Genomic DNA, 22,404 nt, shown 5'->3' with positions numbered 1-22,404 from the left:
GACCTGATGCGGGCCTATCAGTCGATGGCCGGCACGCACGAATCCAACACCATGGCCATGCTGGCTCGCGACACCGCGGAGGCCGCCAAGTGGGGGTAGCTGGCCGTAATCCGGTGCCGTGATGGTGGACGCGGTTCGTCGGCGGCGGGCGGTCCGGCCGAGTGCCGGACGGATCACGCCGACGTGCCGATGCTCACGAGATACCTTGCAGCATCGCGTGTTACATCGCGGCGTACGGTATCGACTCGAACACGTGCGGTCCGACACCGCGATATATCCCGGGGGACGCCAAACGATCCGCGCGTGAGCCGCTCAGGCCCGCGCGAATGCCGGCAGCCGGGCCCGGTTTCGGTAGGCTGCCGGCCCCGCCCCAAACCAGCGCCTGCAGGAGCGCGTCAACACGCTCTGCTCGGCATAGCCCAATTCCCTTGCCAGGTGCGACAAGCTGATACCCGTGGTGCGCAGGTAGCGGTCGGCGGTGTCTTTGCGGACCTGATCGAGCAGCACCGCGAAGGTAGTTCCTTCGTCGGCAAGCCTGCGCTGCAACGTTTTCGGATGCAGGTGGAATTGCTCGGCCACCAGGTCGAGGGTCGCCGCCCCGGTGGGCAACAATTGGCGAACGATGGCGCGTACCGATTCCACGATCCCGGCACCGAGTGGGGTGATGCTGCTCAGGTAGTCGACCACTGCGCGGTGGGCGACGTCGTCTCGGTTCAACGGTCGGCTCAGGTCCGCGGTGCGCACGGTGAATCCGCTCCTGCGTTCGGCGAAGAACGGCGTGCAGCCGAAATACTGCGCGTAGTCGGCCGGGGCGGTAACCGGGTCGTGGGATAGGTGCACCGCAAGCGGGGCGTAGTCGGCGCCCATCAGCAGGCGTAACACCCCGAGCGAGACGCCCAACGCCAGCTCCAGCGTCTGCGGACAGGGAATCGCTTCGTCGAGGAGGAACTGGATTCCGATAAATGATCGCTGCGCATCGGCCGCCGAGGTGATCTGTATGCGGATAACGGGGCTATACGCCGCCATGAAGGTGTTGAAGATCGACAAGGCGTCGGCCACCGTTGCGGCGGTCCGAGCGGCCACACCCACCGGTCCCAGGATCTCGATACTCTGTCGCCGGGCCAACCTGCGCCCGAAATCCGGTGTAGCAGTTGCCTCCGCGGCCGATTCCATCGCCCTGATCGCCGCGCGGAATGGTATGAACGCGTCGTAGTTGCCGACGTCTCGGTCCCGGACACCCACTGCCCGCAGCAGGCTGGCCGGGTCACCGCCCAACTCGGCGACCAGCTTCGGGTAGTTGGACAGCCCGGTCCCACGCACCACGGACATGCCGTTGACCCTCAGCGGACGGCGCCGCTGTGTCAAGTACCCGCGAACCCAAGGCACTGACGGGCCATGTGGAAGCAAACTGCGCAGGCGGCTAGCGTCGGTGGATAATGCTTGCCGCCGGCGTTGCCGGCGGCAAGCGGCAGCGGCCAGGAGGTGTCATCGAAAATCCGTCCACACCGGTGGTGACCGGCTCGTCGGGCGACCGCAACCCGTACGTCGAATCCAATCGCGACCAGCTGGAAGGGACCCCAGACCATGCGTGAATTCAATGTTGCCGCCGATTTCACCGTCGCCGACACCGACCACATCGCCGGCAGCGTGTACGCACACGAGCGCGACGACCCCGATCATGTGATCTTCCAGCGCCTGGTCAACGGGGTGTGGACCGACGTGACCTGCGCAGCGGCCGCCCAGCAGATCCGCACCACGGCACTGGGTTTGATCGCCGAGAACGTGAACGCCGGCGATCGAGTCGCGATCTTGTCGGCCACCCGCTACGAGTGGGTGATCCTTGACTACGCGATCCTCTCGGTGGGCGCGGTCACAGTGACGATCTACGACACCTCCTCGGCCGAGCAGGTGCGCTGGGTACTGGAGGATTCCGGGGCCGTACTGGCGATCGCCGAGACCGACGCCCACGCCCAGGTGATCAAGGAACTCAGCGACGAGCTGCCGAGCCTGCGTAGGATCTTGCAGCTCGAGTCGAGCGGCCCGACGGCCCTCGACGAACTGGCCGAGGCCGGCAAGGCAGTGGACGTCGGCAAACTCGACCAACGGCTGGCGTCGTTGCGGGCGGCCGACCCCGCGACGCTGATCTACACCTCGGGCACAACTGGCCGCCCGAAGGGCTGCCAGCTCACCCACTCGAATCTGCTGTACGAGGCGCGCGGCGCGGCGTCGTGCTTTCCGACACTGCTGCGCAAGGGTGAACGGCTGCTGGTCTTCCTGCCGCTGGCGCATGTGCTGGCGCGTTCACTGTCCATGTCGGCGTTCGCCAACAAGGTCACGATCGGTTACACCAGCGACATCAAGAACCTGGTGTCCACGTTGGCTGTGTTCCAGCCGACGGTGGTGGTGTCCGTGCCCCGGGTATTCGAAAAGGTCTACAACACAGCAGAATTGAAGGCCCAGGATAGCGGCAGGGGCAAGATCTTCGATGCCGCCGCTCGCACCGCGATCGAATGGAGCACGGCCCTGGACACCGGCGGTCCGGGCTTGCTGCTGCGGGCCAGGCATGCGCTGTTCGACCGGCTGGTGTACGGCAAGCTACGCGCCGCGCTCGGCGGCAACTGCCATGCGGCGGTTTCCGGGGGAGCGCCGTTGGGCAAGCGGCTGTGCCACTTCTACCGCGGCGTCGGGGTGACCATCTACGAGGGCTACGGGCTCACCGAGACCAGCGCCGCGATCACCGTGAACCGGGTCGGCGAAGAGCGGGTCGGCACCGTCGGCAAGCTGTTACCCGGCAACAGCATGGCGATCGCCAATGACGGCGAGGTGCTGGTGCGCGGCGGCGTGGTGTTCACCGGCTACTGGCGTAACGAGAAGGCCACCGCCGAGGCGATCGTCAACGGGTGGTTCCACACCGGCGATCTCGGGTCGGTCGACGCCGACGGCTTCTTGTCGATCGTCGGCCGCAAGAAGGAGATCATCGTGACCGCCGGCGGCAAGAACGTCGCACCGGCTGTCCTCGAAGACCAGTTGCGCGCGCACCCGCTGGTCAGCCAGGCCATGGTGGTCGGCGACAACCGGCCATACGTGGCCGCGCTGATAGCGATCGACCCGGAAGGTTTCGACGTGTGGAAGCAGCACCACGGCAAAGAGGCGACGGCGTCGGTTGCCGATCTGATCGACGACCCCGATCTGGCCGGTGAGATCGACCAGGCGGTCAAGCAAGCCAATCAGGCCGTCTCCCAAGCCGAATCGATCCGGCGGTTCCGCATTCTGCCGGTCGACTTCACCGTCTTGACCGGTGAGCTGACCCCGACGCTGAAGGTGAAACGCAATGTGGTGGCGCAACGTTTCGCCGCCGAGATCGAGACCCTGTACAGCAAGCGCTGACGAGCGGCTCGACGCTCGGGTCACGGAGCGACGCTGCCACGTTCGCCGACCTTTCCCACCCGCCAGGCCCCACCGCCCAGCAGCGCCAACTGCTGCTCGTGATGTGGCTCGACGGTGTTGCGGTGGCTGACCGATACCACAACGGTGTCCGGCAACTCGGTGCGGAGCAATTGGTACAGGGAATATTCGAGTCCCGGGTCGAGCGCTGACGTCGCCTCGTCGAGGAACACCGCACTGGGCCTGGTGAGCAGGATGCGCGCGAACGCGATCCGCTGCTGTTCGCCGGGGGAGAGCACCTTGGCCCAGTCCTGAACCTGATCCAGCCGGTCGCGCAGGTGAGCCAGCGCCACTTTGGCCAACACGTCGCGCAGCCGGCGGTCGGCGATGTCGCCCTCGGCGGCCGGGTAGGACACCACGGCACGCAGATTGCCCAGGGGCACATATGGCAACTGGCTCAAGAACATCGTCGCGTTGTCCTGGCTGGGGTGTCGCAACGTCCCCGATGTGAACGGCCACAACTGGGCGAGGCTGCGCAGCAGCGTGGTCTTGCCCGACCCCGACCGGCCGACGATCACCATGGAGTCGCCCGGAGCGAGTCTCATGCTGAGCGGCGCCACCAATTGCAGGCCGTCCGGCGTGCGCACCTCGACCTCATCCAATTCGACCGAGCCGTCGACGCTGGGCGCGGTGTGCAGTTTCGGCAACGCCCGGGTCTTGGCGTTGGATTCGACCAGGCCGTGCACCCGCAGGATGGAGGCGCGGTAGCTGGCGAACAGGTCGTAGGCGTTACGGAAGAACGACAGCGAATCATGAACCGTGCCGAACGCCTGCGTGGATTGCATGACGTAGCCGAGTTTGAACGAGCCCGCGAACAAATGCGGCGCCTGAATCAAAAACGGCAGCAGCCCGATCGGCTGGCTCACCGCCACGTTGAACCCGGTGAAGGCCACGCTGCGCCGCAGATAGCCGCGATAGTTCGTGATCACCCCCGCGAATCGCCCGTTCAATTCCACACTTTCGGCTCGCTCCCCGCGGTAGAAGCCGACCGCTTCGCCGGCGTCGCGCAGCCGCACCAGCGCGTAGCGGAAGACCGCGTTGCGCTTTTCGTTGCGGAAGCTCAACCGGATCAGCGGGCGTCCGATCCAGAAAGCGACCACGGTGGCGAACGTGATGTAGGCGATGACTATCCAGAACAGCGCCCGCGGAATCTGCAGACCTGCGACGGTGATCGGGAACGACAGGTCCCACAGGATCGCGGCGAACGACACCACCGACACCACCGCCTGCACGGCGCCGAACAACAGGGTCTTGGCAGTGCCGTTCGAGGGGATGTTCGCCATGCCTCCCGAGCATGCGGTGAAAGCATCGATGTCTTGCTGGATTCGCTGGTCGGGATTGTCGATGGGGTGGTCGATGAACTGGCCGCGATAGTAGGCGCGGTCACCTAGCCAGTCGCCCATCAATCGGTGCGTGAGCCAGACCCGCCACCGGATGATGAACTCCTGCATCAGAAACTGGTCGACCACGGCCCGCGTGATGTAGATGATCGCCAGCACGGCAAAGGTCGCGATGGCCACCCAGAAGCCGTGGATGCCGGAATTGCGGACCCGCATGTCGCCGCTGGCGGCCCCCTCGAACGCCACCTGCAGCGCGGTGTACAAGTCGTTGCTGTAGTAGCTCAGCAGGATGTTGATCCGCACCGCGACCATCACCAGCATCAGCAGCAGGGCCAGCCGGCCCCACACCGGAAAACTGTCGTGGCCTTTGAAGTATCCGCCGGTCACCTCCCAGAACTGCCGGCCCCAGGTGGTGTAGCGGGCAATGAGCGTCCCGACGGCCAACAGGGCCGCGCCGCTGATCGTCCAGGCTTCGGCAAGCCACCACAGCGACCCGGCAACCTCGTTGCTCCAGTCGATCGACGGCGTGAAGGTATCCATGGTGAACGCTCCTGTGCCATGGCGTCGTGGCGACGCTATGTCGAGAAGCTACCGCGATTTGAAAAGCGGCCCGCTCACATTGAGGCCACCGGTTCGCCGATGCGGCTGAGCCGCCACGGGCCGTTGCCCAACAATTCCAGTTCCTGGTGATGATGCGGTTCGACGGTGCTGCGGTGGCTGGCGCTGACCACGATGCAGTCGGGCAGCTCTTTTCGCAGCAAGTCATAGAGCGCGAACTCCAGTCCCTCGTCGAGCGCCGAGGTGGCTTCGTCGAGGAACACCGCCTTGGGTCTGGTCACCAGGACGCGGGCGAACGCGATGCGTTGCTGCTCGCCGGGCGAGAGCACCTTGGCCCAGTCCTCGACGTCGTCGAGCCGGGTGATGAGGTTGGGCAAGGTGACTTTGGCCAGGGCGTCGCGCAGCGTCAGGTCGTCGATCTCGCCCTCCATCGCCGGGTAGGTCACGCCGGCGCGCAGGTTGCCCAGCGGAAGATAGGGCAGCTGCGGGACGAACATGACTCCGTCCCCGCCGTCCGGATAGCGCAGCGTGCCCGAGGCATACGGCCAGAGTCCGGCCAGCGTGCGCAGCAGCGACGTCTTGCCGCAGCCGGACTTGCCGGTGATGACCAGGGCGTCGCCGGGCACCAGCCGCACATTGAGCGGGTCGATCAATTGCGCGCCGGCCGGTGAGCGGACCTCGACGTCGTCGAGTTCTATCGCGACGTCGCCGGTGGCGACGCTGCGCAGCTCAGGCAGCGTGCGCGCCTTGGCATTGGCTTCCGCCAGCCCGTTGAGGCGGATGATCGCGGCCCGATAGCTGGCGAACCGGTCGTAGGCGTTGCGGAAGAACGACAGCGAATCCTCGATCTGGCCGAAGGCGCCGGCGGATTGGATCACGTCTCCGAGTTTGATACTGCCCGCGAACAGCCGCGGCGCTTGCACGATGAACGGCAGCGGGTTGATGGTCTGGCTCATCGTGACGTTCCAGCCGAGGAAGCCGATCGTGCGCCGCACGTAGCGGCGGTAGTTGGCAATCGTATCGGCGAACCGCCTCCCGAGCTGGGAACGCTCCACGCGTTCGCCGCGGTAGAAGCCGATCGCCTCGGCGGCGTCGCGCAGCCGCACCAGCGCATACCGGAAGGCGGCGTTGAACAGCTCGTTGCGGAAGCTGAACCGGATGAGCGGATGACCGATCCAGAAGGCGACCACCGTTGCCATCGAGACGTAGCCGAACAAGACCCAGAACAGCGCCTTCGGAATGTCGATCCCGAAGACGGTCAACGTGCCGGACAGCCGCCACAAGATCGCGGCAAAAGATACCACCGAGACAACGGATCGGACCGCGCCGAACAGCAGGGTGGCCGACGTGCCGACCGACGGGCTGTTGGGCGCGCCACCGACACCTGCGGTGAAGATGTCGATGTCCTGCTGGATCCGCTGGTCGGGGTTGTCGATCGCGGCGTCCAGGAACCGGCCCCGATAGTAAGCCCGCCCGTCGAGCCAGTCCGCTGTCAGCCGGTCGGTGAGCCATACCCGCCATCGGATCAAAAACCGTTGCGTGACATACAAATCCGTCATCACCTGGATGACTTGCAGGGTGGCGATGACACAGAAGGTCCAGATGGCCACCCAAAAGCCGTGGATGCCCGAATCCCGCACGGCGTCATTGCCGGCGGCGGCGCCCTGGAACGCGGCCTGAAGCGCCGAGTACAGGTCGTTGCTGTAGTAGGTGAACAACACCGTCAACCGCACCGACGTGATGACCGACAGCAGCAGCGCGCCGAACAAACCCCAGACCGGGACGCTGTGCCGGCCCGTGTAGTACTCGCCGGTGATGCGCCAGAATTGGCTGCCCCAGCGGGTGAACCGGACGACCAGCACCGCGACGACGAACAGGCATGCCGCGCTGAGCGCCCAGGCCTCGACAATCCACCGCAACGACGCGACCAGCTCGTGGCCCCAGTTGATGGAGGGGGTGAACTTTTCCACGGAGGCTCTCCTTCTTCCGCGGGCGGACGCGCACTTGCTGCTATGCCGGTGGGGCCGGCCAGGAGTGAGCGGGGCTGACGATGTTGGCGATCTTGGTGAAAAAGTTCCACACCCCGAGGACCTCGACATTCGAGTTGACGAGCATGAGCAGTGTCGTGCCCTCGGCGGGGAGGTAATAGACGTAAGACTGGTAGCCGGGGATGTTCCCGTTGTGGCCAATCCAGGCGTTTTGGTTCTCGAGTCCAAACCCGTAGAGCGTGCCGGTTCCTTCCGACGGCGCGAGCAGGAATTCGAGGCGTTGGGCCTGTGCGGCCTTCGAGAGCAACTCGCCTTCCGCCACACTGCGCGCCCAGATGCGCAGGTCGTCGAGCGTCGAGACCATGGCTCCCGCTGCCCACCCCCATGACGGGTTGAAGTCGGTGGCATCTTGGATCTGGCCGCCCGGACGCTTGGTGTAGCCGTGCGCGTGTGGCGAGGGAATCTCGGCGCCGACCGGCAACACGGTGTGCTGCATGTTGAGCGGCTGCGCGATGTGGTCGCGGATGAAGTCGGCCAACGGTTGGCCGGAGACCTTCTGGACCACCATGCCGAGCAGCACCGTATTGGTGTTGTTGTAGTCGAATTGCGCTCCGGGCGGAAAGGCCGGCGGATGGCTGGCGGCGATCTGGATCAGCTCTTCCGGTGTGCGTTGGCGCGTCTCTTCTCCCAGCTTCGGCGGTGTCGTCTCGGTCGAGTAGTCGAAGAGCCCCGATCGCATGTGGCCCAGTTGCCGCAGCGTGATCACGTCGCCGTTGGGAATTCCGGGCACATACTTGCCGATCGGATCGTCGAGTCCGACCTTGCCCTGGTCCACCAACTGCAGAATTGCGGTGGTCGTAAAGGTCTTTGTGACGCTGCCGATGCGCATGTGCATATCGGTGGCCATCGGCGCGCCGGTCGTGGTGTCACTGCGTCCGAACGCCCGCACGTAGGGCGCCTCACCGGGCTTCCAGACGCCGATGAGCGCACCCGGTACCGAGGCCTCAGCCATCCCGGCCGGAATGACCTGGTCGAGCCGCAGGGTCCAGCCCTTGGGTTGGACACTCGCGTGGCCGCAGCCAGGAAGTGTCATCAGCAGCGTCGCCGCCAGGACCCGCCACCGCCTTGGGTGTGTCGGCCCGGTATCCGATCCGGGTCGCGGAGTGGTTATCGACAGCTTTCGAGTTCGTCGGCGACCGGAGGGCGTGAGCTTTTCCACGGAGGCACTCCTTCTTCCGTGGCCACATCGGCGACACTAGTTACCAGCTGTGCGTGACGGTATCGCAGTTGCAGCTCATCGGCCCGTGTCCGGCGGCCACTTGGCGGGTAGTCGAATCCTGAACCCCAACGCCGCGAGGAGTGCCACGATGACCGCAATTTCCGAACCGAAGACAACGAAGGTCACGCCGTTGCTGCAGGCGCTGAGCCGGCGGGTCGACGCCGCCGACGGTGACCGTCGCCGCGACGTCACCAACGCGATGACCGGACAGCCGCTCGCCGGCGTACCGCAATGCACCCCAGAGGACGTCGTCGCCGCGGCCGGCCGCGCCCGTGCTGTCCAACGTGCCTGGTCGGAGCGCCCGTTGGGCGAGCGCACGGAGGTGCTGTTGCGCTTTCACGACTTGGTGCTGCGGCGTCAGGACGAGATTCTCGACATCATCCAGTTGGAGAGCGGCAAGGCCCGCGCGCACGCCTTCGAAGAGGTCGCCGACGTATGTCTGACTGCCCGCTATTACGCCCACACCGCCGAGAAGTATCTGCGCCCCAAGCGCCGCCAAGGGGTGCTGCTTGCCCTGACCGAGGTGTGGGAACACCGGCTGCCGAAGGGCGTGGTCGGGATCATCTCGCCGTGGAACTATCCGCTGACCCTGGGCATCAGCGATGCGCTGCCGGCGATCGTCGCCGGTAATGCCGTATTGGCCAAGCCCGACAACCAGACGCCGTTCTCGGCCCTCTGGGCGGTGCGCCTTCTCGAAGAGGCGGGCATGCCGCAGGGGCTGGTGCAGAGTGTCACGGGATCGGGATCGGAGCTGGGTTCACCGATCATCGAGCAGTCCGATTACGTGATGTTCACCGGTTCGACCGACACCGGCCGCACGGTGGCCGCCCAGGCGGGCAAGAGGCTGATCGACTGCTCGATGGAACTGGGCGGCAAGAACGCGCTGCTGGTCCTCGATGACGCTGATGTCGGCAAGGCCGCCGTCGGTGCGGTTCGGGCGGCATTCTCCAACGCGGGCCAGTTGTGCATCTCGGTGGAACGCATCTATGTGCCCGACGCCCTGTGGGATGAGTTCACCGACCGGTTCGTGGCAGCCACGACGGCAATCAAAATGTCTGCCGCGCTTGACTATTCGGCTGACATGGGGTCGCTGATCAGCCAAACACAGCTCGACACCGTGACCCACCACGTCGACGACGCGGTGAACAAGGGCGCGACCGTGCTCGCCGGTGGCAGGCCGCGTCCCGACATCGGCCCCTTCTTCTACGAGCCGACCATTCTCAGCGGCGTGCGCGAGGGCATGGCGGCGTTCGCCGACGAGACCTTCGGTCCGGTCGTCTCGCTGTATCGCGTGCACAGTGAGGAGGAGGCCGTGGCGAAAGCGAACGACAGTCTGTACGGCTTGAACTTCAGCGTGTGGACCTCCGATCCCAAGCGCGGGCGTGCCGTGGCCACCCGATTGCAGGCCGGAACAGTCAACATCAACGAGGGCTACGCCGCCGCGTGGGCATCTGTCGACGCGCCGATGGGCGGCATGAAGGCCTCCGGGCTCGGTCGTCGTCATGGCGAGCAGGGGATCCTGAAATACACCGAGCCGCAAACCATCGCGATCGAACGCGGGCTGCCGGTCGGCGTGCCGTCCTGGATGCGTGCCGACCACTACGCACGCCTGATGAGCGGCGGGTTGCGGATGCTCCGCCGGCTACCGGGCGTCAAATAGCCGGTTCCTGACGGTTGCCGGCTAGGTCATGGGTCGCTTTAGCTTTAGCCCGGCACCAGTGGAATAAATTCGGGCGCAGCGGCGATGTATAGGTCAAGCGAATCGTTGCGGCGTTGACTACTCACGGTGTGTTCGGGTTTTGAAGGCGATTTTGTTCAAATTCCCGGTACCCCTACCGGTATCAGCGGCGTACGATTCGAGTTAAGAACCCCTCATGAATGGAAAGACCATGGTTAAGTTCTCAATGCTGGCTGCTGCCGGGTTGGCTGTCGGGGCCATTGTGGCAGGTGCGGGAGCTGCCGCGGCGCCGGCATATGCCGACTCCACTGCTGACTCCACCTTCATCCAGCAGCTCGACAAGGCCGGGATCCCGTACGTGAACCCGTACTTGGCGGTCGGCCGGGCCACGGCCATGTGCCTGTACCTGAACCAGGGGCACACCGAGGCCGAGGCGTTGTTGTTCACGGCTCAGACCGACCGAGCCAACGCCACGTCGTTACAGGACGCCCAATTCGCTCAGCTCGCCGAGGCTATTTACTGCCCGAACGAGCTTTCCTCGGGCCGCTAGAGAATTCTGTGACTTTGCAATAGTTACCCTGGTTTCGTATTCGCAGGAACCGGGGTGACTATTGCTTGTGCAGACATTGACCACTCGACGATTGTGGATAGGCTTCGCCGCGCGGTTGATCGGGGATGGGGCTACCGAAATGGTCCATTTTTGTGCGACCTCCAGGACCAGGACGGTTCACCCACCCGAATCCTCTTCGGGTGTTATTCGCTGTCATCTAGGTTCCCATCATCGATGTCCTCATCTTCCCATATGATGGGAACGGGATCGACTATTGGCCGACGGCCTAGAGCTTCATCTAGCAGCTGTTGATATTTGTCAAATGCCGCTCGAAACTCATGCGGGTTGAGCGCCGCGTCATAGGTATATTTAAGGCTGTCTAAGTGCGTTAGAGCGTCGTAGCGTGGTGGTCTTTCATAACCAAAATCTTTATATAAATCTTTATATGGATTCCCCCATGCATCGGAATAGTCATAATCTGGCTCATTGATAGTCTGGCCGACTATTGGTGGTTCGATTTGAAACTTTCCGTACGCGGTCGGTGGTTCTAGGTCGTCTGTCAGTAGTTCAGCGGTTTCGGAGACGATCAGCAGGCTGGCGGCACCGTTGCTTGGGTTGGTGGTCGAAGGTTCTTCGGTGCCCCTGGAATTGCTGTTGTTCATGGCGGTGTCGCCAGTATTTGCTGAATTCGTTGTCGCGGTCGTGGTGTCGGTGAGGGCGGGGGTGGAGCTTCCAGTGCTTTCCGTTGTGCACGTGTCGAGTTTGAATCCGTCGTGAACGGCTAAGGTGATGTCGAGTCGGCCCGCGCTGATTTGAGAAATCAAAGCTGCTGGTGGCGGGGTTGCCGCGGCGAAGGCAGCGCTGGTTGCACTGGCTAGTGCCAGCGCTCCCAATGCTGCGGTGGCGCGGGTGTGTCGTTGTGGCGACTTGCGTCGGCGGGGTGTGGCGCGGGGTCCTGCGCGGTCGGGTAGTTGTTGAGACGTCACGGGTGCGGGTCGGCCCTTTCCTGGTTCATTCGGGTGTAGAGCGAAGTGGGTGGCGCGATCTTGGGCGCCTGTGAGGCTAGCAATGGAGCAATGTCGATATGTAGCTGCCCTTCGGCAGCATAGACACCAATATTTGGTATCGGATGCTGATGTGCAGCAGCATAGCGATTGCCCATGCCAGTCGTGCGGTGAAACCCAAGTTAAGTGTCGGCGAAGGCCCTCGGCGTCTTGGTGTAGCCTGAAAAGTGGTGGACACTTCCGCGGCAGCGTTATTGACTTCGGCCTGACGCATCCACCGGCGGAACGGTCTCGGCGCTCATTCTAACCTGTCGGCAATCGCCTTGTGAATCGCCCCGGTTCTTGTGGCTTTTACGTCACGGCTAACCGGTCGGGTGGCTGACTTTTAGGTGCTACCCGACCGGAATGCACGCCGTATTTCAGCGGTGTCCGGGCGCGTTCGGATTGCAGTCGATGCGGTCCGGGACGAAGCAGTCCGGAATGATCCAGTCGCTGAGCGGATCATTTGGGTTGACGCGCACCGAGCCCTTCGGCAATTCCGGAGCCTTGCCTGGTTCCAGGGTGAACGAATTAGAGAAAATCGCCGGCATGTCCCTGGCGAGCCGGAGCAATGCCCCGCCCTGCCGTACGCAGATGAGCCCAACGGCGGGCGGCTGTTTGGCCGGGTCCGGCATCGCCTCCGAGCTTGGCCACACCAGGTTGCACAGATCCTGGGCACTCAGGATGTGGTAGGGCGGATCATCGGCTTGTGCCGGCGGGCTACCCGTAAACCCGGCACTGGCGAGCCCCATTCCCACCGCTGCTATTGCGAGTCCTCGACGCATTAGCGCCCCCTCACCAATCGTGGGTCAACTAGTGTGACACGGGCGAATAGTAACGCCGTCACGGCGCGGTTTGAAAGAAAAATTTCAAGCTGAGGACTTTCGTCCCCTCGAATACCGCCCGGGGGCCGGCCCGGCAATCGATCAGCCCAGTACGGGGACCCGGCGCTGGTGGCCCAGTTTGTCGAGCGCGGCTTGCATCACCGAACGCACCCGGGCGTCGACCTCCGCCGGCTCGGCGTCCTTGCCGAATTGGGCGGCGACGTCGATCGGATCCAGCACCTGGTAGACGATTTTGGCGGGCAGCGGCATATTGGCGGGGAAGAACACCGTCAAGCCGAACGGTAGGCCGACGGTGACAGGCAGGATCTCGATGCGAATTCGTTTGAGACCCAAGTGCTTTGCCAGCCAGTTGCCGCGGGTGACGAAGAGTTGGGTCTCCTGACCCCCGATGGAGACCGCGGGAACGATCGGTACGCCGGCCTGAATAGCCGTCCTGACGTATCCGGTGCGACCGCCGAAGTCGATGACGTTCTGCGCCAACGTCGGCCGGAACGCGTCATAGTCACCGCCGGGAAATGCCAGCACGACCGCACCCGAACGCAACGCCGTGACCGCGTTGTTCCGACTGGCGTGAATGACGCCGAGGCGGCCCAGTGCCTCGCGGAACGGAGTGAAGAAAACCCCATAGTGGGCAAGGGTGTACAGCGGACGACCGTAACCGAACCTGCCGTAGAAGGCGGGCGCCAGCACGTTCCAGTCGGGCGTCAACACCCCGCCGGAGTGGTTGGACACCAGCAGAGCGCCACCGGTCGGGGGAAACGATTCCAGGCCGCGCACCTCTGCCCGGAACCAGCGCTTGATGAATGGGGTGACCGTGCCGATCAACGCCTTGGTGAAGGCCGGATCCCACTTGGCCATCTCGGAGTTGTCAATCTCCTTGCCGCTCACGTCTTCTGCCCATCAGTAGTCGAGGTGCCGGTGACTCGATTATCCTCCCGCCACGGTGCTCTGACCGAGGACCAATGGCCGCGGATGCGAGGTCTAAAGTCCCCCGTCGACAACTCCGCGAATCGGTAGCGTCAGGTCTAAACCACGACATCGCACAAGTGGGCAGGAGTGTGGCGATGACCGTATTGATGACCGGGTTCCCCGGCTTTCTCGGCAGCGCGTTGCTACCGCGCATCCTCAACCGCACGGACGGCACGGCAATCTGTCTCGTGCAGTCCAAATTCGCCACCCTGGCCAAGCGCCGCGTGGCCGAACTCAGCGCTGCCGAACCGTCGGTCAGCGGGCGGATCGAGCTGGTCGAGGGCGACATCACCCAACCCGGACTCGGACTCGCCGCGGGGGCGCTGAGCGAAGTCACCGAGGCGTGGCATCTGGCCGCTGTGTATGACCTGGCGGTGGCGCGTGAGGTAGCGATGCGGATCAATGTCGACGGCACCCGCAACGTCCTTGACGCACTTGAACAGTGTCCCAACCTGACCCGGCTGCACTACTTCAGCACCTGCTACGTCAGCGGACGCTACGCCGGCCCGTTCGGCGAGGACGACCTGGAAGTGGGTGCGCCGTTCAACAACTATTACGAGGAGACCAAGCATCTCGCCGAGGCGGACGTGAGATGGCGGATGTCGGCCGGGATGCCGGCGACCATCTATCGGCCCTCGATCGTGGTCGGTGACAGCCGAACGGGTGAGACGCAGAAGTTCGACGGGCCCTATTTCGTCATGCAGTGGCTGTTGCGGCAGCCCCGGCACGCGATCCTGCCGGTGGCGGGAGATCCCACCATGACGCGGGTGAACGTGGTCCCGCGTGACTTCGTCGTCGACGCGGTGAGTTATTTGAGTGGGCTGGCCATTTCGGAGGGCCGCACCTATCAGCTGGCCGATCCCCAACCGCTGACGGTCGAGGAGATGACCGACGTGCTGGCCCGGGTGACCGGCCGGCAACTGATCAAGATTCCGCTACCGCGCAAGCTGGCGAAGGGCTCGTTGGCTCATGTTCCCGGGCTCTACCGGTTGATGCGGATCCCGCCGGAGGCGGTCGACTATTTCACCCATCCCACTTTCTATTTGACCGACCATTGCCGCGCCGACCTCGCCGACGGCCCGGTCGGGCCCCCGCCATTCACCGGCTACGTCGATCGGCTGGTGGATTTCATGCGCCGCCACCCGGAAGTCGGCTCCGCGGCGATGTTCTGACGGTGCCGCGCGCCGCTGTGCAGGTGCCTGAACCGGGACCATGACCACGAGCGCGTCCGCTGGATAACCGCCCGCATGCGGCCATAGGGCGATCCTGAACCGGCAACAAAGTTGTTCGGCACGCTTTAATTAGTGCATGGAATTGATGATGCCCAACGACTCGATGTTCCTGTTCGCCGAATCGCGGGAGCATCCCATGCACGTGGGCGGCTTGTCGTTGTTCGAGCCGCCGCAGGGGGCCGGTCCGGAGTTCGTGCGGCAGTTCTACGACGCTCTGGTTGCCAACGAGGAATTCCAGCCCACGTTCCGTAAACACCCCGCGACGATCGGGGGTGGAATCGCGCGTGTGGCATGGGCCTACGACGACGAGATCGACATGGACTACCACGTCCGACGCTCCGCCCTGCCGTCGCCGGGACGGGTACGCGACCTGCTGGAGCTGACCTCGAGACTGCATACCAGCCTGCTCGACCGGCACCGCCCGCTGTGGGAACTGTACGTGGTGGAGGGGCTCAACGACGGCCGGTTCGCGATGTACACCAAGATGCACCACGCCCTGATCGACGGTGTCTCCGCGATGAAGCTGATGCAGCGCACCCTGTCGACCGACCCGGACGACACCGAGGTGCGGGCGATGTGGAATCTGCCCCGGGCGCCGCGCCCGCCGTCGGGCGGATCGTCGTCTCCGCTCAGCTCGCTGGTCAAGCTGGCCGGATCGGTTGTGGGCCTTGCCCCTTCGACCTTGAAGCTGGCCCGCGCCGCCCTGTTCCAGCAACAGCTGACGCTGCCGTTCGCGGCGCCGCACACCATGTTCAACGTCAAGATCGGCGGAGCGCGCCGCTGCGCTGCGCAATCCTGGTCGCTGGAGCGCGTCAAGGCCGTCAAGCAGGCAGCCGGGGTCACCGTCAACGACGCCGTCCTGGCGATGTGTGCCGGCGCGCTGCGGTATTACCTGATCGAACAGGACGCGCTGCCCATCACTCCGCTGATCGCGATGGTCCCGGTGAGCCTGCGCTCCAAAGACGATTCCGACGGCGGCGGCAACAAGGTCGGCAGCCTGCTGTGCAACCTCGGCACTCACGTCGAGGACCCCGCGGAGCGGATCAAGATCATCAGCGAGTCAATGCGCGCCAACAAGAAGGTGCTCGCCGAGTTGCCGCAACTGCAGGTGCTTGCGCTGTCCGCGCTACATATGGCGCCGTTGACGTTGGCGGGTATACCGGGCTTCTTGTCGACGGTGCCGCCGCCGTTCAACATCGTCATCTCCAACGTGCCGGGCGGGACGGAGCCGCTGTACTACGGCGGCGCCCGGCTCGACGGCAGCTACCCGATGTCCAACATCCCCGACGGCCAAGCGCTGAACATCACCCTGGTGAACAACGCGGGCAATCTCGACTTCGGACTGGTCGGTTGCCGTCGCAGCGTGCCGCACCTGCAGCGGCTGTTGCTCCACCTGGAGTCGTCACTGAAGGATCTGGAGCAGGCCGTCGGAGTCTGAGGATCACCCGGATGTCCAGGCTCAGCGCCGGTTTGCTGCTGTATCGGGCACCGGCCGGAGTCGTCGAAGTCCTCATCGCGCATCCCGGTGGCCCGTTCTGGGCGCGCAAAGACGATGCGGCGTGGTCGATTCCGAAAGGTGAGTACCCCGAAGGCGAAGACCCCTGGTCGGCTGCCCGGCGGGAGTTCACCGAGGAGCTGGGCTTGCCGGTTCCTGACGGGCCGCGAATCGACCTGGGCGCGGTGAAACAATCGAGCGGCAAAGTGGTCACCGTCTTCGCCGTCGAAGCCGACCTCGACATCACCGACGTGCGCAGCAACACTTTCGAGCTGGAGTGGCCGAAGGGGTCCGGCACGGTGCGCGCATTCCCCGAGGTCGACCGGGTCGGCTGGTTTCCGGTGGCGCAAGCGCGTACCAAGCTGCTCAAGGGGCAGCGGGAATTCCTTGACCGGCTGATGGCGCAGCCGTCCGTGGCAGGCTTAACCGAGGGTTCGTGACGGCGTATGTTCGCATGATGCAGACATTGCGCACACCCGACGAGCGGTTCCACGACCTCCCTGACTTTCCTTACGCGCCAAGGTATTGCGAGTTGCCCGACGGCGAAGGCGGGACCCTGCGGGTCGCCTGGGTGCAAGACGGGCCGGAGCGCGCCGACCCGGTGCTGATGCTGCACGGCGAGCCGTCGTGGTCCTATCTGTACCGCAAGATGATTCCGGTCCTGGCCGCCGCGGGCCATCGTGTCATCTGCCCGGACCTGGTCGGTTTCGGCCGATCCGATAAGCCGACCCGCCGCGAAGACCACAGCTATGCGGGTCATGTCGAGTGGATGCGCACGCTGGCTTTCGACGTGCTGGACTTGCGCAACGTGACTCTGGTCGGACAGGACTGGGGTGGGTTGATCGGATTGCGGCTGGCCGCCGAGCATCCCGAGCGCTTCGCGCGGCTGGTCGTGGCCAACACCGGCCTGCCCAACGGCGAGCAGCCGATGGCCGAGATCTGGTGGCGCTTCCGGGAAGCGATCCAGACCGCGCCGAAGCTGGACATCGGCTGGTTCGTGCAAGGGGGATGCCGGCGGCAGATGAGTGACGCGGTGCGTGCCGGCTATGACGCCCCTTTTCCCGACGACGCATACTGTGCCGGCCCGCGCGCCATGCCCGGTCTGGTGCCGACCTCCCCCGACGACCCGGCGGCAGCGGCGAACAAGACGGCCTGGACGAAACTGTGTGTGAGTCCGACGCCCATGCTGGTGGCGTTCAGCGACAGTGACCCGATCACCGGGCCGATGGCCGAGATCTTCAAGCGTGAGATGCGCGGAGCGCAGGGCGTCGAGCACCCGGTGGTGCACGGCGCCGGCCACTTTCTGCAAGAGGACGCCGGCGAAGAGCTGGCCGACTATATCGTGACGTTTCTGCGTCGCTGACCCAGTCCGCGTCGCCGGAAGAGGACGAACAAAACCACCGCCGCCACGATGACAGCCATCAGGAGTCCGGCGAACAGGATCACCACGATCGGATGGCGACGTTGTCGTACACGACGACCAGTTGCCGGTAAGCGTCGTCGTTGGGCGCGTTGCCGAACACGAAATCCGAAGAGATTTGCGACGTTTGGTACACGTCGACCTGAGTCTTGGTCAGATGGGACCCGTGGTTGCCGGCCAGTTCCCGCAGCACCGGGTCACGAACCTGGCCGGCGACCGTGCCCGCGAACTGGACCTGGGTGAATTGCCGGGATCTGCGGTCCGAGGCGTAGTACCTGGTTGACGACATCCGGGGCATGGGCTGCAGTGGCTCCCTCGCGCGGCGCGGCGGCTCTCGGAAAGCCCATTCCCAGGACCCAGCGGCGCTGATGCTGGATTTGTGGAGCGGTCAACGCGTCCAACTCGACGAAGGTCGCCTTGCTACGCGCCGCCATGGTCGCGGCCACCCACTTTGACCAGGGCGCACTCGACGTACGGGCACAATGTCAGCATGACGACACGGCCCATGGAGCCCACGGAATATGCCGAACCGCAGGCATTGCTGCTGCAACTGCTGGACCCGGCGATCCGTGCCAACCCGTATCCGGTGTGCGCACAGCTTCGTGAGCACGGGCCGCTGCAGCTGCCGGACGCCAACTTCGTACTTTTCTCGACCTATCACGACTGCGACGAGGTGCTGCGGCACCCGTTGTCGAGCAGCGACCGGTCCAACTCGACGATCGCCCGGCGACGGCTGCAGGATGCACCGGCCGCGGGCACCGAATTCCCGCCCGGCTTTTTGTTTCTCGATCCGCCCGATCACACCCGGCTGCGCAAGCTGGTCAGTAAGGCGTTCGCCCCGAAAGTAGTGAACGCACTGCGACCCGATGTCACCGCGCTGGTTGACGGATTGCTGGACCGGATCGCCGAAAAGGGCCGCTTCGACGTGGTCGGCGACTTCGCCTATCCGTTGCCGGTGGCGGTGATCTGCCGGCTGCTCGGGGTGCCGCTGGAAGACGAGCCACAGTTCAGCCGGGCGTCGGCCTTGCTGGCGCAGTCGCTGGACCCGTTCCTCGCCTTCACCGGCGAGGATCCGGAGGACTTTAACGACGGGCTGGCGGCTGGCAGCTGGCTGCGCGAGTATCTGCGCGGGCTGATCGCGAGGCGCCGGTCGCAGCCCGGCGACGACTTGATGTCCGGTCTTATCGCGGTAGAGGAGTCGGGAGATCAGTTGACCCAGGAGGAGATCGTGTCGACCTGCATGCTGCTGCTGGTCGCCGGACACGAGACCACGGTGAACCTGATCGGCAACGCCATCTTGGCGATGCTGCGGGACCGTCGGCACTGGGTTGCGCTGGGCGCCGACGCTGCCCGAGCGCCGGCGGTCATCGAGGAAACCATGCGCTACGACCCGCCGGTGCAGTTGATCGGCCGAATCGCGGGCGCTGACATGATGATTGGGGACGTCGGGGTGGCTCAGGGGGACACAATGATGTTGCTGCTGGCGGCGGCACATCGTGATCCCACCGAATACGACCGACCAGACAACTTCGACCCGGCACGCGGGCCGTTGCGGCACTTGGGTTTCGGCCACGGGGCGCATTACTGCTTGGGAGCCCCGCTAGCACGGTTGGAAGCCGGGGTGGCGTTGTCGGCGATCACCGCCCGATTCCCCGACGCCTGGCTGGCCGGTGAGCCACAGTACAAAACGAACGTCACGTTGCGCGGGCTGCAGGCGCTGTCCGTCGTGATCTAGTTACTTCGCCCAGCCGTTGGGCGCGCGGCGGTCGGTCTGGTGACTTGAGTCACGTGAGTCACCGGGGGTGGGGTGTCGCCTTTCGTCTGCCTCTGAGCGGCAAATTCGTTGCGTTACTGGCGTTGTCGCGGACTGGAGGGCAGATTGGGTGTCGGGTCTGCTATGTGACTGGTGAGGCAGTTTGCCCCCGTTGATGTTCGCTGTGGGTGAACATGTGAAATCGGTTGGTGGGCAGGCACTTTCTACCCGCATTCGTGTCGGAGGGCGCCGATAGGCTGAGGGAACTAGCGGCATTCGTGGACAGCGGACGTCGCCCAAACTCTAGTCGCGGTTGTCGTTCTCACCGCTTTGGCCCTCTTCGCCGGAAGGGGTCTGGGCGGCCAAAATGATCGAGATCGGTATTGGTGTGGACAGCTCGAATTTGCCTTGCTCGTCATAGTAGGCGCCGATCGTGTACTCGCCTTCTATCTCGATCGGGAAAGAGAGTTCTTGGGTAAAGCACCGGTATTTGGATGCTTTATCGTCGTCGTCCGGCCAGTGCCAACTGGCTTTGAGGGTTCCGCGCGGCACCCCGGCGGGGTCTTTGCACACGACGTGGAGTTCTGGGTCGTAGTCACCACCTGCTTTGGCATGCACCACCAGAACAACGGGAACCTTTGCCCAGAGCGGCATTTGGTCGACCTGAAACCAGGTCATCGGAATGCGCGTCGCATTGATCGCGCCGTATTCGTCCAATGTCGCGGTGCCGGCAACGAACAATGAAGATACGTGCAGCATTCCGACATCTTAAGGGCGTCGAATGGCTGAATCCGGACGTTCGAATTTGCGGGCGCGCCGCGCAGGGCTGCGCCCGGGGACGCGGTGTAGCGATAAAGGCGGATATCGCACCGCCGGAACTGCCCGCCCAGGGGGTCGGGCGATCGAGCGTAGCTACACCGCGTCTCGGGACTTGACCTCCGATCTAGTCGGCCCGACAGCCGACACGGTGCTTACGAATCGATGTCGTCGACCACGAAGACAGCCCACGCGTATGCGGCGTCCACCTCGTGGAAAAGGGCTTCATGGCTCATCAGGTATCTCCTTATCGCAATTCACCTGCCGTGCGGAAGTGCCCAGCCTTGCAACGATGCCTCATTTCAGCGGCATGCGTTGTCCCCTGATCAGGGGTTCTTTACGACGAATTCCGAGTAGCACGAACGGTGGACAACGGGGGTCCGCCATCAGGCGGGATCGGGGGTTGTCGTAATCAGGTCAAGGTGACGCCGAACCAGCGGGTGAGCAGGCGATCAAGCTCGTCGAGGTCGGCGATGTTAGGTGTTGGCGCCGCGGACGCCCAGGCTACGTAGCCATCTGGACGTACCAGCAGCGCCGTTGCCGGCACGTCCCCGACCGGGCGTCCGGCGGCGACGGTGACCCGGTCGATGTCGACCGCCGCCTGAGCCACCACGCCGTGCTCGGTGAGGTCTACCAGCAACGGCCTCCCGTCGCGGGCGAGCTCCGCGATGCGGGTGGCTCCGCGCGAGTTTTCGACCGCAAAATCCGGCACCCAGCGCCCGACGAGGGGATGCTCATCCGAACTCGCCGCATAGCGAATATCGGCGCCCGACACCAGGTTGCCGAGGTGGCGGACCACATCGGGTTGCGCCAGCAATTCGGTGAAGAGTTCCCGTAACGCGGTGACTTCGGCCCCGGGCCGAATAAGGGCCAGCTGGGCGCGGCTGTACATGATCACCCGCTCGGCGGCGGGCCGGCGCTCGGCCTCGTAGGTGTCGAGTAGCTCGGGGCCGACCCGTCCGTCGAGCACGGCGGCCAGCTTCCAGCCGAGGTTCATCGCATCCTGCAAACCCAGATTGAGACCTGGTCCCCCGAGCGGCGGCTGCACGTGCGCGGCATCGCCGACCAGCAGGACCCGGCCGGCCCGGTATCGCGACGCGATCCTCGAGTTCACGCCGCGGTAACGCCGCAAATCCGGTGGTGCGCCGGTGGATTCGGGCTGGAGCGGCACAGCCGCGCCCAGCACGCGTTTGATGCTGGCCTCCTGCTCGGCAACGGACATGGGCGCGGTGTCGCTGTCGGTGGAGTCGGGGTTTTCGCGCGGTGCGCTATCCAGCTCGATGGTGAATGCCCCCGGCCGGTCTGTCAGTTGCAGGCCCCAACCGAAGATGCCGTGGGGGGTGCGAAAGTACTGCCGGGGCGGGACGGCACCGAACCCCGGTACATTCAGCGAGCCGTTCACCGGATCCACCCAGTCAAGCGGCGGCAGCACCCCGAACGTCACATGTTCGATGACGTCGTACGACGACATCCCGGGAAAGTCGATGCCGGCCAGCTTGCGGGTGAAACTCGAGCCGCCGTCGGCGCCGATCAGGTATTCGGTCGCCAGCTCATAGGCGCCGTCCGGCCCGGCGATGTTGACGGTGACGCCGTCGTCGCCCTGGTCGAAGCCGGTCAACGCGTGACCCCAGCGGAAGTCGACGCCGTATTTCTGGGCTGCGGCCAGCAGCACCTCGATGAGCCTGGGTTGTTCCACCCGAAGCGTGTACAGCTGGTGGTTCGGCACCTGCGCGAAACTGAATGCGAACCCGGCGAAGAACGAGCCGGGGGCGGGTTGCGGGGGCTCATCCGTCCCGGTGAGAGTGCTGTACAGGCCGCGGTGGTCGAAGATCCGAACCCCTTGGCCGACAATGCCCGCCGCGCGAGGTTGGCGGTTAGGGCCGGGACTGCCGTCCAGCAGCACCGGCCGGATCCCGGCCAGTCCCAGTTCGCATGCCAGCATCAGCCCGTTGGGGCCGGCTCCGGCGATGACGACCTGGACCACGGGGTGAGAC

The 22,404-nt window shown here is 64.7% G+C and carries 19 protein-coding genes and 1 pseudogene; 10 read left to right on the top strand and 10 right to left on the bottom strand.

Annotated elements, in window-relative coordinates:
* Nucleotides 1-99 (top strand): annotated as a pseudogene (locus BST40_RS08115) (WXG100 family type VII secretion target); the annotation flags it as partial.
* 213 nt (nucleotides 100-312) lie between these two features.
* Here BST40_RS08115 and BST40_RS08110 read toward each other — a convergent pair.
* The gene (locus BST40_RS08110) at nucleotides 313-1,329 is read right to left on the bottom strand and encodes an AraC family transcriptional regulator (protein WP_075546830.1); all 1,017 of its coding nucleotides are present in this window, start codon (nucleotides 1,327-1,329) and stop codon (nucleotides 313-315) included.
* A 107-nt stretch (nucleotides 1,330-1,436) separates the two neighbouring features.
* Between BST40_RS08110 and BST40_RS30030 the strand changes: the two genes are divergently transcribed.
* Together BST40_RS30030 and BST40_RS08105 are read left to right on the top strand one after the other, a co-directional pair.
* On the top strand, nucleotides 1,437-1,592 hold the full coding sequence (locus BST40_RS30030) for a hypothetical protein (protein ID WP_158006333.1): 156 nt from the start codon (nucleotides 1,437-1,439) through the stop codon (nucleotides 1,590-1,592).
* Entirely contained in the window at nucleotides 1,585-3,387 is a 1,803-nt protein-coding gene (locus BST40_RS08105; RefSeq protein ID WP_083153969.1) for an AMP-dependent synthetase/ligase, read from the top strand. Before BST40_RS30030 ends, BST40_RS08105 begins: the two co-directional genes overlap by 8 nt.
* Nucleotides 3,388-3,407: 20 nt before the next feature.
* On the opposite strand, the gene BST40_RS08100 is transcribed toward BST40_RS08105, so the two are convergent.
* The 3 genes from BST40_RS08100 to BST40_RS08090 form a co-directional block, all read right to left on the bottom strand.
* Nucleotides 3,408-5,324: an ABC transporter ATP-binding protein/permease gene (locus BST40_RS08100; protein ID WP_075546832.1), complete on the bottom strand. Its 1,917-nt coding sequence runs from the start codon at nucleotides 5,322-5,324 to the stop codon at nucleotides 3,408-3,410.
* A gap of 74 nt (nucleotides 5,325-5,398) precedes the next feature.
* Nucleotides 5,399-7,312 carry an ABC transporter ATP-binding protein/permease gene (locus tag BST40_RS08095; protein WP_075546833.1) on the bottom strand — a complete coding sequence of 638 codons (1,914 nt, stop codon included), beginning with the start codon at nucleotides 7,310-7,312 and terminating at the stop codon, nucleotides 5,399-5,401.
* A gap of 40 nt (nucleotides 7,313-7,352) precedes the next feature.
* Nucleotides 7,353-8,549, bottom strand: a complete 1,197-nt coding sequence (locus BST40_RS08090; RefSeq protein ID WP_240316530.1) for a serine hydrolase domain-containing protein — start codon at nucleotides 8,547-8,549, stop codon at nucleotides 7,353-7,355.
* A gap of 148 nt (nucleotides 8,550-8,697) precedes the next feature.
* Between BST40_RS08090 and BST40_RS08085 the strand changes: the two genes are divergently transcribed.
* Nucleotides 8,698-10,269 (top strand): succinic semialdehyde dehydrogenase, encoded by a 1,572-nt coding sequence (locus tag BST40_RS08085; protein ID WP_083153968.1) that lies wholly within the window; start codon nucleotides 8,698-8,700, stop codon nucleotides 10,267-10,269.
* A 229-nt stretch (nucleotides 10,270-10,498) separates the two neighbouring features.
* Nucleotides 10,499-10,837, top strand: coding sequence for a DUF732 domain-containing protein (locus BST40_RS08080; protein WP_158006334.1), 339 nt, complete (start codon nucleotides 10,499-10,501; stop codon nucleotides 10,835-10,837).
* A 203-nt stretch (nucleotides 10,838-11,040) separates the two neighbouring features.
* Here the strand turns inward: BST40_RS08080 and BST40_RS29330 are convergent, their stop codons facing one another.
* The 3 genes from BST40_RS29330 to BST40_RS08070 form a co-directional block, all read right to left on the bottom strand.
* Complete coding sequence (locus BST40_RS29330; protein ID WP_131808287.1) at nucleotides 11,041-11,823, bottom strand: hypothetical protein; 783 nt, start codon at nucleotides 11,821-11,823, stop codon at nucleotides 11,041-11,043.
* A gap of 437 nt (nucleotides 11,824-12,260) precedes the next feature.
* Nucleotides 12,261-12,632 carry a hypothetical protein gene (locus tag BST40_RS08075; RefSeq protein WP_075546836.1) on the bottom strand — a complete coding sequence of 124 codons (372 nt, stop codon included), beginning with the start codon at nucleotides 12,630-12,632 and terminating at the stop codon, nucleotides 12,261-12,263.
* 174 nt (nucleotides 12,633-12,806) lie between these two features.
* The gene (locus BST40_RS08070; RefSeq protein ID WP_089025057.1) at nucleotides 12,807-13,613 is read right to left on the bottom strand and encodes a lysophospholipid acyltransferase family protein; all 807 of its coding nucleotides are present in this window, start codon (nucleotides 13,611-13,613) and stop codon (nucleotides 12,807-12,809) included.
* A 176-nt stretch (nucleotides 13,614-13,789) separates the two neighbouring features.
* Here BST40_RS08070 and BST40_RS08065 point away from each other — a divergent pair, with 176 nt between their 5' ends.
* The 4 genes from BST40_RS08065 to BST40_RS08050 all read left to right on the top strand — a co-directional run bounded on the left by BST40_RS08065 (nucleotide 13,790) and on the right by BST40_RS08050 (nucleotide 17,784).
* Nucleotides 13,790-14,866: an SDR family oxidoreductase gene (locus BST40_RS08065; RefSeq protein ID WP_075546837.1), complete on the top strand. Its 1,077-nt coding sequence runs from the start codon at nucleotides 13,790-13,792 to the stop codon at nucleotides 14,864-14,866.
* 136 nt (nucleotides 14,867-15,002) lie between these two features.
* Nucleotides 15,003-16,364, top strand: coding sequence for a WS/DGAT/MGAT family O-acyltransferase (locus BST40_RS08060; RefSeq protein WP_075546838.1), 1,362 nt, complete (start codon nucleotides 15,003-15,005; stop codon nucleotides 16,362-16,364).
* 11 nt (nucleotides 16,365-16,375) lie between these two features.
* On the top strand, nucleotides 16,376-16,861 hold the full coding sequence (locus BST40_RS08055; RefSeq protein WP_075546839.1) for an NUDIX hydrolase: 486 nt from the start codon (nucleotides 16,376-16,378) through the stop codon (nucleotides 16,859-16,861).
* A 17-nt stretch (nucleotides 16,862-16,878) separates the two neighbouring features.
* Entirely contained in the window at nucleotides 16,879-17,784 is a 906-nt protein-coding gene (locus BST40_RS08050; protein WP_075546886.1) for a haloalkane dehalogenase, read from the top strand.
* 79 nt (nucleotides 17,785-17,863) lie between these two features.
* On the opposite strand, the gene BST40_RS08045 is transcribed toward BST40_RS08050, so the two are convergent.
* Nucleotides 17,864-18,130: a hypothetical protein gene (locus BST40_RS08045; RefSeq protein ID WP_075546840.1), complete on the bottom strand. Its 267-nt coding sequence runs from the start codon at nucleotides 18,128-18,130 to the stop codon at nucleotides 17,864-17,866.
* A gap of 201 nt (nucleotides 18,131-18,331) precedes the next feature.
* Here BST40_RS08045 and BST40_RS08040 point away from each other — a divergent pair, with 201 nt between their 5' ends.
* Entirely contained in the window at nucleotides 18,332-19,576 is a 1,245-nt protein-coding gene (locus tag BST40_RS08040; protein WP_075546841.1) for a cytochrome P450, read from the top strand.
* A gap of 321 nt (nucleotides 19,577-19,897) precedes the next feature.
* Here the strand turns inward: BST40_RS08040 and BST40_RS08035 are convergent, their stop codons facing one another.
* Together BST40_RS08035 and BST40_RS08030 are read right to left on the bottom strand one after the other, a co-directional pair.
* Nucleotides 19,898-20,353 (bottom strand): hypothetical protein, encoded by a 456-nt coding sequence (locus BST40_RS08035; protein ID WP_240316529.1) that lies wholly within the window; start codon nucleotides 20,351-20,353, stop codon nucleotides 19,898-19,900.
* Nucleotides 20,354-20,822: 469 nt separating this feature from the next.
* Nucleotides 20,823-22,394, bottom strand: a complete 1,572-nt coding sequence (locus tag BST40_RS08030) for an FAD-dependent monooxygenase (RefSeq protein ID WP_083153966.1) — start codon at nucleotides 22,392-22,394, stop codon at nucleotides 20,823-20,825.
* Nucleotides 22,395-22,404: the final 10 nt, after the last annotated feature.

The sequence above is a fragment of the Mycobacterium persicum genome (assembly GCF_002086675.1).
Lineage (GTDB): Bacteria > Actinomycetota > Actinomycetes > Mycobacteriales > Mycobacteriaceae > Mycobacterium > Mycobacterium persicum.
This window is presented reverse-complemented; position numbering and strand designations above follow the sequence as displayed.

Bases quoted from the DNA above. Each gene is read 5' to 3' on its own strand.
- BST40_RS08080 (WP_158006334.1), top strand. From the start codon at position 10,499: ATGGTTAAGTTCTCAATGCTGGCTGCTGCCGGGTTGGCTGTCGGGGCC.
- BST40_RS08050 (WP_075546886.1), top strand. From the start codon at position 16,879: ATGCAGACATTGCGCACACCCGACGAGCGGTTCCACGACCTCCCTGAC.
- BST40_RS08065 (WP_075546837.1), top strand. From the start codon at position 13,790: ATGACCGTATTGATGACCGGGTTCCCCGGCTTTCTCGGCAGCGCGTTG.
- BST40_RS08040 (WP_075546841.1), top strand. From the start codon at position 18,332: ATGACGACACGGCCCATGGAGCCCACGGAATATGCCGAACCGCAGGCA.
- BST40_RS08085 (WP_083153968.1), top strand. From the start codon at position 8,698: ATGACCGCAATTTCCGAACCGAAGACAACGAAGGTCACGCCGTTGCTG.
- BST40_RS08060 (WP_075546838.1), top strand. From the start codon at position 15,003: ATGGAATTGATGATGCCCAACGACTCGATGTTCCTGTTCGCCGAATCG.
- BST40_RS08110 (WP_075546830.1), bottom strand. From the start codon at position 1,329: ATGTCCGTGGTGCGTGGGACCGGGCTGTCCAACTACCCGAAGCTGGTC.
- BST40_RS08045 (WP_075546840.1), bottom strand. From the start codon at position 18,130: ATGTCGTCAACCAGGTACTACGCCTCGGACCGCAGATCCCGGCAATTC.
- BST40_RS08105 (WP_083153969.1), top strand. From the start codon at position 1,585: ATGCGTGAATTCAATGTTGCCGCCGATTTCACCGTCGCCGACACCGAC.
- BST40_RS30030 (WP_158006333.1), top strand. From the start codon at position 1,437: ATGCTTGCCGCCGGCGTTGCCGGCGGCAAGCGGCAGCGGCCAGGAGGT.
- BST40_RS08100 (WP_075546832.1), bottom strand. From the start codon at position 5,324: ATGGATACCTTCACGCCGTCGATCGACTGGAGCAACGAGGTTGCCGGG.
- BST40_RS08035 (WP_240316529.1), bottom strand. From the start codon at position 20,353: ATGCTGCACGTATCTTCATTGTTCGTTGCCGGCACCGCGACATTGGAC.
- BST40_RS08055 (WP_075546839.1), top strand. From the start codon at position 16,376: ATGTCCAGGCTCAGCGCCGGTTTGCTGCTGTATCGGGCACCGGCCGGA.
- BST40_RS08075 (WP_075546836.1), bottom strand. From the start codon at position 12,632: ATGGGGCTCGCCAGTGCCGGGTTTACGGGTAGCCCGCCGGCACAAGCC.